The 11,941-nt window shown below is 69.3% G+C and carries 14 protein-coding genes; 6 read left to right on the forward strand and 8 right to left on the reverse strand.

What is annotated here, in order from left to right; all coding sequences use genetic code 11:
- From Sru01_RS34560 to Sru01_RS34570, 3 genes are all read right to left on the reverse strand, one after another.
- Positions 1-307 (reverse strand): sigma factor-like helix-turn-helix DNA-binding protein (locus Sru01_RS34560; protein WP_275412236.1); only part of this gene is annotated, 307 nt, incomplete at its 3' end.
- A 14-nt stretch (positions 308-321) separates the two neighbouring features.
- Positions 322-630 carry a hypothetical protein gene (locus tag Sru01_RS34565; protein WP_203994955.1) on the reverse strand — a complete coding sequence of 103 codons (309 nt, stop codon included), beginning with the start codon at positions 628-630 and terminating at the stop codon, positions 322-324.
- Positions 631-1,810: 1,180 nt separating this feature from the next.
- Positions 1,811-2,305: a hypothetical protein gene (locus Sru01_RS34570; RefSeq protein WP_203994956.1), complete on the reverse strand. Its 495-nt coding sequence runs from the start codon at positions 2,303-2,305 to the stop codon at positions 1,811-1,813.
- 397 nt (positions 2,306-2,702) lie between these two features.
- Between Sru01_RS34570 and Sru01_RS34575 the strand changes: the two genes are divergently transcribed.
- Both Sru01_RS34575 and Sru01_RS34580 read left to right on the forward strand, forming a co-directional pair.
- Complete coding sequence (locus Sru01_RS34575) at positions 2,703-2,870, forward strand: hypothetical protein (RefSeq protein WP_203994958.1); 168 nt, start codon at positions 2,703-2,705, stop codon at positions 2,868-2,870.
- A gap of 151 nt (positions 2,871-3,021) precedes the next feature.
- The gene (locus tag Sru01_RS34580) at positions 3,022-3,822 is read left to right on the forward strand and encodes an aminoglycoside phosphotransferase/kinase family protein (RefSeq protein WP_203994960.1); all 801 of its coding nucleotides are present in this window, start codon (positions 3,022-3,024) and stop codon (positions 3,820-3,822) included.
- A 90-nt stretch (positions 3,823-3,912) separates the two neighbouring features.
- On the opposite strand, the gene Sru01_RS34585 is transcribed toward Sru01_RS34580, so the two are convergent.
- Positions 3,913-4,305, reverse strand: coding sequence for a hypothetical protein (locus Sru01_RS34585; protein WP_203994962.1), 393 nt, complete (start codon positions 4,303-4,305; stop codon positions 3,913-3,915).
- A gap of 180 nt (positions 4,306-4,485) precedes the next feature.
- Between Sru01_RS34585 and Sru01_RS34590 the strand changes: the two genes are divergently transcribed.
- Positions 4,486-4,704 (forward strand): hypothetical protein, encoded by a 219-nt coding sequence (locus tag Sru01_RS34590; protein ID WP_203994970.1) that lies wholly within the window; start codon positions 4,486-4,488, stop codon positions 4,702-4,704.
- Positions 4,705-4,827: 123 nt separating this feature from the next.
- Here the strand turns inward: Sru01_RS34590 and Sru01_RS34595 are convergent, their stop codons facing one another.
- Both Sru01_RS34595 and Sru01_RS34600 read right to left on the reverse strand, forming a co-directional pair.
- The gene (locus tag Sru01_RS34595; protein WP_203994976.1) at positions 4,828-5,565 is read right to left on the reverse strand and encodes a phosphotransferase family protein; all 738 of its coding nucleotides are present in this window, start codon (positions 5,563-5,565) and stop codon (positions 4,828-4,830) included.
- Positions 5,566-5,870: 305 nt separating this feature from the next.
- On the reverse strand, positions 5,871-6,377 hold the full coding sequence (locus Sru01_RS34600) for an SRPBCC family protein (RefSeq protein ID WP_307812140.1): 507 nt from the start codon (positions 6,375-6,377) through the stop codon (positions 5,871-5,873).
- Between the two features lie 48 nt (positions 6,378-6,425).
- On the opposite strand from Sru01_RS34600, the gene Sru01_RS34605 reads away from it, so the two are divergent.
- A complete protein-coding gene (locus tag Sru01_RS34605; RefSeq protein WP_239138064.1) occupies positions 6,426-7,688 on the forward strand; it encodes a YibE/F family protein in 1,263 nt (420 codons plus the stop codon).
- Positions 7,689-7,913: 225 nt separating this feature from the next.
- Positions 7,914-8,456, forward strand: a complete 543-nt coding sequence (locus tag Sru01_RS34610) for a hypothetical protein (protein ID WP_203994989.1) — start codon at positions 7,914-7,916, stop codon at positions 8,454-8,456.
- A gap of 29 nt (positions 8,457-8,485) precedes the next feature.
- On the opposite strand, the gene Sru01_RS34615 is transcribed toward Sru01_RS34610, so the two are convergent.
- Together Sru01_RS34615 and Sru01_RS34620 are read right to left on the reverse strand one after the other, a co-directional pair.
- Entirely contained in the window at positions 8,486-9,424 is a 939-nt protein-coding gene (locus tag Sru01_RS34615; RefSeq protein WP_203994992.1) for a hypothetical protein, read from the reverse strand.
- A 173-nt stretch (positions 9,425-9,597) separates the two neighbouring features.
- Positions 9,598-11,256 carry an LLM class flavin-dependent oxidoreductase gene (locus Sru01_RS34620; protein WP_239138065.1) on the reverse strand — a complete coding sequence of 553 codons (1,659 nt, stop codon included), beginning with the start codon at positions 11,254-11,256 and terminating at the stop codon, positions 9,598-9,600.
- Between the two features lie 84 nt (positions 11,257-11,340).
- Between Sru01_RS34620 and Sru01_RS34625 the strand changes: the two genes are divergently transcribed.
- Positions 11,341-11,889: a MarR family winged helix-turn-helix transcriptional regulator gene (locus Sru01_RS34625; RefSeq protein ID WP_203994994.1), complete on the forward strand. Its 549-nt coding sequence runs from the start codon at positions 11,341-11,343 to the stop codon at positions 11,887-11,889.
- Positions 11,890-11,941: the final 52 nt, after the last annotated feature.

Genomic DNA, 11,941 nt, shown 5'->3' on the forward strand with positions numbered 1-11,941 from the left:
AGGTGGTCTTATGCGTTGGTGCTATATCGACTGGGGCGATCTGCCTGCCCAATTCATCGTACTCCATCAGCGTCATCGATCGCCCTGGAAGTTTTAAGCGCGCTATGGCGCTCGTTAGAAGCAGGTTGATGCGCTGGTGGCTAACTCCGTATTTTTGCCCGATCTCACCGAGCGTACGCGGAGTGCCATCCTCAAGACCATAGCGCATGATCACGACAGCGGCCTCACGTTCAGGCAAAGTGGCAAGTACGGCGTTGATGAGTTCCCTTCCATCGTCAAAGACGCGATTGCCGATGGGGTCGGACAAGGGACGCCGCCTGATCACTGCGCCACCTCCGTATCAGTGTTCTGCTGACCAGCCTGATCCAGCGGTCGGGCTCCCTGCGTGCTGGCTGAACTATCGAACGGAACTGCTTGCAGGAAGGGTCGGCTGAGAGGGAGTGTGACACTCTTCACCAACTCAGCGCTGGCAGAGAGGACGGCAGGGAGGTCGCGGGCATCGGTCTTGTTGATGGCAGTCTTGACGATCGCGTACAGGGTAAGACAGATCACCGCGAGGCTCATGAGCCACGCGGCGATCAGCCAGACCGGCCATGGAACCGAAGCTAGCGACGAGGGGAGCACGGGCACTGCTTCCTCCAGGAACGAAAAAGCGGCCCCGCAAGGCGAGGCCGCTTCATGGGACGTGAGCCGGAAACCAAAAAAGCCCTTGCTTCCCGTCTGGGAACAAGGGCTTCCGACTCGCGATGGGCACAGATGTACCCGATGGAGTGCATCGTAGCAGAGTTCTACGCCGAGGTTGCACTCTCCCCTAGTTTGCTAGACGTGCAGGTCAGGCCTAGGAGGAAGAATGCACTGCTGACGGTGGGCAGATGTCGGGTGTTTCGTAACACGCGGCTCCTGCGAACGAGGGCCACTAGTGGACAGTCACTCGATTCCGAGAGTCGGCTGAAGGGTCGGCTTGCAGTTTGGGTTGCAGTTCAGAGTGGTCCAGGGCAGTTCAGGACAGACCACGCATGCCTGCTGACCTGCAATGAACTGTCTGGAACCATGATCGTCCGAGCTTTTAATCCGCTGGTCTCGTCCTCCTCGCTGGTCGAGTGTCCCGGTTGAGGTCACCGAGTCAAGGGCGCCTGCGGCGTCGCTTCGCGATCAACTTCGTTGACCCTTGACACGGCGGCCTCGCCCTGGGGACGGCAGCTACGAGGAGGATGGGGGAGGACGAGGGGACGGGCGGGGCCACGGTCCGCTGTGGAGACGGTATCCGGGCAGCGTGCGATATCTCAAGATCCGGAATATGTACGGAACGCAGGCAGGGAAATGATTGCCTGGTTCGGGTCCCGCCGCAGGTGGGTGAGCGGCTGAGGCAGACAACCGCGACGCCCTGTAAAACCGTCGGCTCAGCCTACCCAGGTTCGAACCCTGGACCTGCCACACTAGCAAAGAGAGGCCCGTCACCAGCGGAAACGCGGTGACGGGCCTCTTGCTGTGTTCCGGTTATCCGGCTCCCCCGGCCGGCGCCGGCGTCCTACGGCCAATACGCGGCCAAGTCTGAGACATCCTGGTATCAAGATCCGTAGTGTGATCTCGGCTCGCTGCCCGTCGATGCAACTTGGAGCGCCGTCTGCCCGGTTCCGAGGCCGGTACCTGTCGGCGACGCGTGGAACCTGGTTCCAGCACCCATCTCGTGAACCGTACGCGCGTGGGTGAACGGCCAGAGCGCCATGGTGTCGACGATGCGTGGATCCTGGTTCTGGCGCGCACTTCCTAAAGGCGTCGCGCCCCGGTCGATGCCCGTGACGGTGTCATCTCACACGTGGGACAAGCGGGGCCTGGCACGGAAATGGGTGTTGGCCGTCGGGGTGAACATCAGCACCATTGCCGTCAGGACGGCCGCGAGATGCACGATCCGGCTGGCGGCGAACACGAATGTCATCGCATCGGCGTCCGCGATGGCCTGACCGAGCGCGTGCCCTTCGAGCAGCCACCGAACCGGTTCGATCACCAGGGAGAGGGTGCCGAAGACGCCGAGGGTCAAGGCGAGACCGATGCGGGCCCAGTTGGCGCCCTGGCGGAGGCGAACGGCCATGAAGATCGCCATGGCGAAGATTGTCAGTCGTAGGCCCAAGCCTGCCGCAAGGTCGGCGAGGGAGGCCGTCCCGTCGGCCAGCATGTCGGTGACGGCCAGGCCGGCCTCGAAGGCACCGGCGCCGACAGCGGTGAACCAGAACCCTGACGCGGCCTTGATGGACTCAGGAACGGTAGACGAACGGGTCGGCGACTGTGTTGCGTGCTGCTTCGACATGGAGGACACCTCTGAGCGGTAGTGGATGTACCAGGAGTCTTCATCGCGAGCCGGGCCGGATCATGCCCGGCCACCCCCCGATCTGAAGTAGGGAATGCCCTACCAGCGGTCGCGACGGTGCACTCGAGTGAGTGCTTGCGAACGGGCATAAAGTGCTCTGGCTCTTGAGGGCCGTAACGGGTCTGTTGCAGGCTGTCTTGTTCTCCGCCGTCAGGTGGCTGCGGGCAGTCGCGGCCGGCTGAAAGGCTGATCGGCACTCCGGTCACCGGGCGAGTGACGGCGTACGGTCTGTCCGGCGTCGAGGTGACGCGGAACCCAAGGCGCAGGACCCAGTGCGTTTCGGTGGTTCATCAGGAAACCATGCGTGCAACGCCGCCCCCGCCTTAGGGATCAGTTCTTGGGCGGGTTCGGCACGGTCGAGCGGGTGGGGAGGAAACTCGGTGGCACGGGCGGGCGCGGGGGGTTAGCGTCGGTTGTCCGGCTGGTCAAGGAGGTCGACATGACGTGCATGGTCCTCAGCGAGGTGGCCACTGCCGCTGCGACGCGCGAGTTCGCCGCGATCTGACCTTCGTCCCTTTTCCAGGGGGTGGCCAGGTCGGATCCATGTGTTCTCCGCTGCGCGGCGGCCACTGGCGGCTGCGGATTTCGTCCGCACCGCCGGCTTTGGCGTCCTCATCGACGCCATCACCGCTTACCGCGCTATACGAGGAGAATTCGTGGACTCCGCATCATCCTTCGAGCCGCTGACGGCGGCCGAAGGCGGACCCAGTCATGTCATTCGTTCCGGCCAGACCGTCAGGCGTCCCGCCGGTCCGTGGACCGGCACCGTCCATGCGCTGCTGCGCCACCTGGCGGAGGTCGGGTTCACCGGCTGTCCGCAGGTGGTCGGCGACGGTCTGGACGCCGGCGGCAACGAGGTACTGACGTACATCGAAGGCACCATCGTCCACCCGCGGGGCTGGTCGGATGAGGCCGTCTGGCGGGTCGGCAGGCTGCTGCGCGACCTGCACATCGCCACCGCCGGCTTCCGGCCGCCGCCGGACGCCGTCTGGCAGCCGTGGTGGATGCACCGCACCGGTCCTGACTCGGTGGTCGGGCACTGCGACGCCGGGCCGTGGCACACCGTGGTGCGCGATGGCCGGCCCGTGGCGTTCATCGACTGGATGCTGGCCGGGCCGGTCGACCGTCTCGACGAGGTCGTCGCCGCCGCCTGGTGGCATGCCCAGCTGCACGATGACGACGTCGCCGAACGCAACAACCTGCCGGACGCGGCGGGCCGCGCCCGGCAGCTGCGGCTGTTCCTCGACGGCTACGAACTGCCGGCCGCCGAACGGGACGGCCTGGTCGACCGGATGATCGAGTTCGCGATCCGGGACTGCGCCGCCGAAGCGGTCCTGGCCCGGATCACTCCGGACTCGACGGACCCGGCACCGTTGTGGGCGCTGGCCTGGCGGGCTCGCGCCGCCGGCTGGATGATCCGCCACCGGACCCTGCTGGAAGGCGCCGTCCAGGCGTAGCGGCAGGGTTTCGCGGCCAGGGGCGCCGGCCATCACGCGGGCGCCCCTGGCCGACGCCGTGCGGCGAACCCGGCGGCAGCTGGCGCGCGGTCAATCCCCGTACCAGTGCAGCAGCAGATCGGGCTCTGCCCGCCAGGCCGTCAGCAGCTTCCGCATGGCCGCCACCAGCGCCCGCTGCGCGTCATCACCGGCGACCGCCGCCAGGCGATCGAGATCGGCCTCGAGCCGAGGTGCGTCGTGGTGATCGAGGACGGCGTCCGACCATGGGGCGAGCTGCCCGAGAACGGGAAGCCTGGTGCCTCCGGCACTGTTCACCAGCGGCAGGAGCGTCTCGACGTCTATTTCCAGCAGCCGGCCTTTCCGCTGCGCCGTCTCCCACTCCTCGACGTCGGTTCGGCGGTGCTCACGACGCTGCGCACGAGTGGCCCGGCGCAGGCTCTTCGGGTGTGGCTGTGGGGGACGTAACATCAACAGCAGTCCCATGCCGGTGACGCTACCGGCTCTGGCGCATGAGGTGAAGCGCCCTTGCGGCCGCTGTGCGGGAGCGCCAACATGGCCATCGTGGCGCGCGACACGGGGACGAGATCCGGAGCCGGCGACTCACCTCGGTCGGTGTTCGGACCTCGCTGGGGCGCGTGGGTGATACTGCTCTTCGGAGTCTTGGTGGTCCCCGACAAGGTTCACGATCTGGTGACGGGCGAGCCCGGCCTCCTGGCGAAAACGGGCCACTGGGGGCCGGTCTGGACGGCTGCGGAGAACGCCGTCCTTTTGATCATGTGGAGCCTGCTGTTCCTCTCAGCGGTCAAAGACCTGCTTCGCCGAGGGCGCGGCCGCTCGGCATCCGTCCCCTCGGATGGCGCGACCAAGCCCGACGACTCGTAGCAGACATCGAGATCGACGATCGGCCGCGCATCCCCGCAGGCCGGACGGTTCCCGGTGCCGGCGAGCGCTCTGTGGTGGCCTGCCCGATGAGGGGGCGACAGATCCGTCGAGTCCGTGCCGGGCTCAGAGCTGCGATTTGAGGAGGGCGACCTCGGGGGCGGGGTCGAAACCGTGCTCGATCAGCCAGCGGATCGCCAGCAGGCTCCGCGCCGACCAACACGCGCGGATCGCGTCGAGGTCGACGTCGGTGCCGTAGCCGGCGATGACGTCGTTCAGGTGTTCGGGGTGGCCGAGTGTCAGAGTGGCGAGGTCGTACAGAGCGTCGCCCGGCCCGGCCTCCGACCAGTCGATCACGCCGGTGACCGTGTCGCCGTCGACGAAGACGTGGGTGACCTGCAGGTCGCCATGGGCGAACACCGGTGGGCGCGGCCGGAACGCGGGCTCGGCGATCCGACGGTTGCGGGTGACCACGTCGGCGGGCAGGACGCCGTTGGTGACGAGCCACTCGCCTTCGCCGTCGAGATCGGATGCGGCCTCGTCGCGGCCGGGAGCCGGCCACGGTGGCAGGGGTGCGTCGTGCAGTTCGCGCACGGCGGCACCCGCAGCGACCCACGCCGCCGCGGAGGCGGGCGACGGCTCGGTGAGGCGGCCGAGTGCCCTGCCCGGGAGGGCGGCGAGCGCGAGCACCGGCGGTTTGCGCCACAGGACCCGCGGGGTCGGGATCGGCGCCAGGGCCATCGCCTCGACCTCGATGTCGGTGCGCGTCTGATCGGTGTCGATCTTCAGGAACACGTCCCCGACGCGCAGGGTCGCGCGCTCCTGATGGGCGACGACGACCTCGATCTGCTCCACGCCGGCCATTATCGGGCGGCCCGATCGCCGACGTCACCGGGTTAATGACCTGCGTCGGTTCCATCCGGCCGCCCGGCGCCAGGCGCGCGGATCGCAGCCGGATCGTGCGTCTCGCGGCGTCCTGGCGGCCATCGTGGTGATGGTCACCTTGAGGGCGAATGCCGGTTTCCGTGACCGGTCCCGCTCGTCCAACGCATGGCGTGACACCGCCGTACGACTCCGTTCTGGAGCACCGCCTTCACGACATATGCGCCAGAACCAGGAGCCGGCGTCGCTGACAGGAGACGTGACGTGCCCGGAATTTTCGACCACGTTCAGCGGTGTTCCTGGCTTTCCGCCGTTCCGGCCAGCCGATGGAGCAGGTGCGCCCAGCCGTCGCCGGTCTCCTCTTCGAGCACGATCGGCAGACCGCTGTGGCGCAGGGTGAGTTCGGTGCCGTCACCGTCCGGGGTCAGGGTGACTTCGACCCGGGATGCCTCTGGCGCCAGGTCGGGCGCTCCCGGGGTGGCCTCCCAGCCGAAGGTGAAGACGAGACGTTCGTACGGCACCAACTCCAGGAACCGTCCGCGCATCACCGGGCGCGGGCCCTCGTGCATCGCCACCTGCAAGGTGCCGCCGGGCCGGGCGGCCACCTGGGCCGTTCCCCACCACCGCGCCAGGCGTTCCGGGTCGCGATCGCGCGCCGGGCGGACGGTCAGACCGATGCCGACCCGTGCGCCGATGTGACCTTGACCTCCTGCGCAGTTGAGTTCTCCATGCGACTTCGCCCGATCAGCGGCCAGGCCGGTGTCCGATTCCGGACATACTGGACCACGTTGCAGTGACCGTGCCGGTCATCGCACGGAGTCGTACGAAGGAGAGCCTCGCCCGTGGGTGGCAACCATGTGCATCACCCGGTCGTGCTGAGCGGGCGGTCCACCGTGATCGCGACGCTGGCGGTGATCATCCCCGTGGCGCTGGCCGCACTGTCCGCGCTGATCTTGATGTGGCCGGCGACCCCGGCCGCCCCCAGCGGTCCCGCTCAAGCCGGGTTGCAGCGGGTCGACGGTACCGTCACCGGCATCACCTTGACGCCCTGCCCTCCGGGCCCGCCCGGTGAGCAGGCGCCCGGTGGTGAACCGGCCTCGCCCGCCCCGGACACCTGCGGCACCGCGGACGTCAAGCTCACCAGCGGTCCGGAGACGGGCCGCCGGATCACCGCGCAACTGCCCAGCGCTCCGGGGTCGCAGAAATTCACCGTCGGCGATGACATCCGGCTGATACACACCCCCGAACCCGCCCCTGACGCGTCGCCCTACCAGATCTCCGATCACGACAGGTCATCGCCGCTGTGGCTGGTCGGCGCCGCCTTCGTGCTGGCGGTGGTCGCGTTCGGCCGCTGGCGTGGCCTCACGGCGCTGATCGGGCTGGCCATCACGTTCGTGGTGCTGCTGAAGTTCATCATCCCGGCGATCCTGGCCGGGCAGCAGCCGCTGCTGGTGGCCATGGTCGGCGCCGCCGCCATCATGCTCGCGGTGCTGTACCTCACCCACGGCTTCACCACGACCACCTCCATCGCGATCATCGGGACGCTGAGCAGCCTCACCTTGACCGGACTGCTCTCCTATGCGGCCATCGAGGTGGTCCGGCTCAACGGGATCACCGACGAAAGCTCCTTCTACCTGGACTCCAGCTATCAGATCAACACGCAGGGCCTGCTGCTGGCCAGTATTCTCATCGGCTCCCTGGGCGTGCTCGACGATGTGACCGTCACCCAGGCGGTCACCGTCACCGAACTCGCCCACGCCAACCCTGGCTACGGCGTCCGGCAGCTGTATCGCGCCGCCGCCCGGGTCGGCCGTGCCCACATCGCCTCGGTGATCAACACGATCATCCTGGCCTATGCCGGCGCCTCGCTCCCGCTCCTCCTGCTGATCAGCGTCGGCGGCCAGGGGGCCGGCGAGGTGCTGACCAATCCCGTGCTGGCCCAGGAGATCGTCCGGGCCGTGGTCGGCACCATTGGACTGATCGCCGCCGTGCCGATCACCACCATGCTGGCCGCCCTGGCCGGCACCCGCCGGGCCGATCCCCATGACGCCGAGTCCTCCTCGCCGCGGGCGCGGCACCGCCGCGCCGAGCCTGTGGGGGAATGAAACGCGGGGGAGGAGCCCGCCCCCTTTCCCGGTCAGCGCCAATCAGGTGCTTAATTCCGACGTCAGATGCCGGGATTAGGAAGTTTTTGCTATTTTGTCAGCCCTTGGGAATAGTCCACCGTTCCGGCAATCGGCTGCTTTCTTGGGCAGCGCGAGGCGTTCGCTTCCATTAGCCTTTCGGGCATGGGTGGAGGCGGGCGGGAGAATTCGCGGACCGCGCTGATCGTGGCCGTCATCGGAGCAGCCGCCACCGTGGTGGCGGCCGTCATCGGAGTCCTTGGGTCCGGTGACGGCGACCACGCGACAGCGGCCTCCCCGCCGCCCACGACCGCGTTTCCGGCGACCCCGCCGTTCCGGTCCGGGTCTTCGAATTCGACGCCACTCACCCCCGCAACGACTGATTCCGCGGAGATCCGTTTCCAGGGCCGGGTGCGGCTCACGTCCGGCGGCCTGGATCTCGACCACATTCCGCCGGATTCCAGCTTCGAAGAGCTCAGATACGAGACGCAGCCGGGGCCGGGTCTGCGGGTGGACCCGGCGCTCGCGGCGGCGCTGTGGAGAACTTCCGGCGCGCCGACCCGGAAGGCGTGCGCACATGCGCTCGACACCAGCCCGCTGAGCCCGGACCACCGATTCGACGATCCGGCTCCGGGCACGACGTTCTGCCTGCGGACCAATCGCGACCGGGTGGCCTTCGTGCAAGTCCTGCAGGCGGTCGACGAAGGACTGGCCCTCCAGGTCATCGTCTGGGACGGCGGGCCCGGCTGACTGCGCCGACCCCGCGGCCGGCGCGGCGGTCACCAGCCGGCGGTGGGGTACCAGCCGTAACCGAACATGGCCGGAAGCCGCACGTCCCAGTACAGGAAGGTGAAGGTGCCCGCGACGAGGAACGCCACGGCGGTGACCGCGGCCAGCCGGCCGGGCCGGGCGGACTGCCACCGGGCGAAGCGGTCCCGGGCGGCCAGCGTCATCACGGTGAAAAGCACCGCCATCACCAGGATGTTGCCCAGCGACTGCAGGATGAAGACCGCGGCGCCGTAGAGGGGGTTGTGCACCTCGGCGGCGTAGGCGAACAGCTTGTGGAACAGCGGGTAGGGCCGGCCGATGAGGAAGCCGCCGACCAGCGCGCCGAGTACGACCAGGCGTACGTGCGGGTGCCGGCGTTCCAGCCGGGCGAGCGGGTCGGGCAGCAGGCGCAGCGCCGCGAGACCGAGCCAGATGAAGACCAGCCCGATGATCCCGAACACCACGCTGGACTGGATCAGGCGGACCGGCAGCCCGTCCCCGACGGTGGCGGTGGACAGCTGGGGCAGCCGTTCGCCGAGCAGGGCGCCGGCCGCGCCGTAGACCCCGCTGACGGCGATCATGCCGATCGCCAGGTGGCCGAGCGGTCTGAGGGTGGCCCGTAACCGGTCGCGCCAGGAGTCGCCGTGATGGACCAGCGGCACTAGGGCGCCGAAGGCGGCGACGTTGCACGCGGTGAACGTGCCGGCCAGGCCGGACACGAACGCGAAGACCGCGCCGGCGACCACGCCGGTGATGGCGGTGCCCTTGGCGTCGTGGCCGAGCAGCGTGTTGGCCACATTGTCGCCGATCACGCTGTCGACGAAGTGGAAGGACCACAGGGCGGCGATCGCGGCGCCCGCGAGCACGCTCAGCAGGATCAGGCGGGCGCGATGCCCGGGCACCACCAGGTCCGGCACCGGACGATCGTTCACGGAGTCGGTGACTGTCATCTCACATCCCCACGAGACGGTGAACACCATGGCACGTGTTGATCGCGTGCCTCCCGACCGACTCTGAACGGGCGATCACCCTCTGGCAACCCAGGAAATCAGCCGATTTTCTGCTCTTCGCCGCAAGTAGGGGTCCGCTTCCCGTACTCGGCCGGGTCCGGGTGCCGGCCAGGTCAGTGAAGAGGTAGGCGGGCCAGTGGCTCGACCAGCTCCCGCTCCTCGTAGGACAGGTGGGACAGCAGCGCGTCGGTGAGCAGGTCGACGGCCCGCTGCACGGTCTTCATGCCGTCCGGCTCGGTGACCAGCGCGACCAGGGCGCGGTCGACCCGCTCCAGGACGTCGTGGATGGCGTGGTGCTCCTGCTCCAGCCGGTCGACCACCGGCGCGAGGCCGGGCATCGCCTGGCGGAGCTGCGGGAACAGGCTGACGTCTTCCAGGGTGTGGTGCGTGGTGACCAGCCGGCAGTACGACTGGCAGTAGACGCCGAGCGTCCAGTTGTTCTGCCGCATGGTCATCTGGTTGATGTGCGACCGGGCGGACCCGGGGTCCATCGTGCCGGCCGCCACCTGCTCGACGAGCCCGCGGATCTCCCGCAGCTCGGCGCGCAGCTGGTCGTGCACGTCGATCAGATGCCGGCCCGCGGCCTGCTCGCCGGCGGTGTAACGACGGTCCGGGTCCGGCGGCGGGCCGGTCGGCCGGGTCGTCTCGTCCCAGACCCGCACGTCGCTGAGCCGGGTGCCGTCGTCGGGGGTCGGGATCACCGAGAACGCCGGCGCGCGGCCGGCGGCCGGGTCCGGCGGGGTGGTGGAGATCGTGATGCGGTCCCGGTCGTCGCCCGGCGGGGTGGTGGAGATCGTGGTGCGGTCCCGTTCTTCGTCCGGTGGGGCGGCCGCGGGCTCGGCCGGAGTGCGGTGCCCGGCCCGTCCGGCGGTGACCAGCTCGCGGACGGCGGGGGCGACCTCGGCGGCGAAGCGGCGGATCGTGTCGGGATCGTCGCTCATCAGGATGTAGCCGCTGATGCCCTGGTCCAGGGTCAGCTCGGCGAGCTGCTCGGCCCAGCCGGGCGCCGGGCCGTCCAGGAAGCCGGTGCCGGGACCGGTGAACGAGCCGGTGATGTTGTACAGCCGCCGCACGTCGGCGGGCCGGCGCCCGGCCTCGGCGGCGGCCTCGTCGATGCGGGCGTTCATCGCGGGCAGCTCGCCGGGCCCGGCGTAGGGGCTGCTGGGCAGCCAGCCGTCGGCGAGCCGTCCGGTCAGCGCGAGCATCCGCTTCTTGTACGCGCCCACCCAGACACCGATGTCGTGCGCGGGCGCCGGGCCGGGGTGCGCGCCCTTGACGCGGTGGTACGTGCCGTCCACCCGGACCGTCCCGCCGTCGGCCGCCCAGATCGCGCGGATCACCTCGATGCCCTCTGCCAGCGCGTCAACGGCCTGCGCCGGATCGAGCCGGTGGCCGCCCATCGCGGCGACCCCGTCCCAGAAGGCGCCGGCGCCCAGGCCCAGCTCGACCCGCCCGCCGCTGAGGATGTCCAGCGTGGCGGCGGCGCGGGCCAGGACGGCGGGCGGGCGCAGTGGCAGGTTGGCGACGTTCGGCACGACCCGCACCGTGCCGGTTCCGGCCGCGATCACCGACAGCAGCGTCCAGGTGTCCAGGTGGCGGGCCTGGTAGGGGTGGTCCTGGACGGTGACCAGATCCAGGCCGGCCTGCTCGGTGAGCCGGGCGAGCGCGACGACCCGGTCGGCCTGGTCCGCTTGAGGGGTGATGAACGTGCCGAATAGCAGTTCATGTCCGTAGTCGGCCATGTCACGTCCCGCCGTCTCGATCGAGGTCATTCCGAGGTACGGCAGATAGTATGTCAAACAGATGGATAGTCAAACAGAACGTCTTCCGGGCAATCGGCCGGTTATGCTGGACCGATGGCAGAGATCACGGTGGCGGCGGGCGGGCCGCCGGACGCGCTGGACGCGGACCTGGGCTGGGCCCTCGGCGTGGTCTTCCGCGCGTACGTGAAGTCGGCGAACGCCCTGTTCCACGACCTGCCCGGCGGGCCGCGCGGATACCAGGTGCTCGCGGCGGCCGCGCAGGAGACACCCGGCCGCCAGGGCGCGCTCGCGCAGCGGCTCGGTATCGACAAGACCGTCATGACCTACCTGGTGGACGACCTGGAGGCGGCCGGGCTGGTCCAGCGGCGGCCGGATCCGGCCGACCGGCGCCACAAGCGCATCGTCGCCACCGACCTCGGCCGGGCGACCTGGCGGCGTACTCAGGACCTGCTGGACCACGCCGAGGAGCACATTCTGGCGCCGCTGGACCCGGCGGACCGCACGACCTTCCGTGACCTGCTGCGCCGGCTGGCCGCCCGGGCGCAGAGCCTGGACCCGGTCGCCGACACCTGCCAGATCGTCACCGACCTCGCCCCGGACGACCCCGCCCCCCGCCGCCCCCGCCACGCCCCCCGCCCCTGACCCGCGCGCATCAAGCCGTCCAGGCCGATGCCGCCCCCTCCCGGTCCGGTTC

The sequence above is a fragment of the Sphaerisporangium rufum genome, assembly GCF_016863395.1.
GTDB classification, from domain to species: domain Bacteria; phylum Actinomycetota; class Actinomycetes; order Streptosporangiales; family Streptosporangiaceae; genus Sphaerisporangium; species Sphaerisporangium rufum.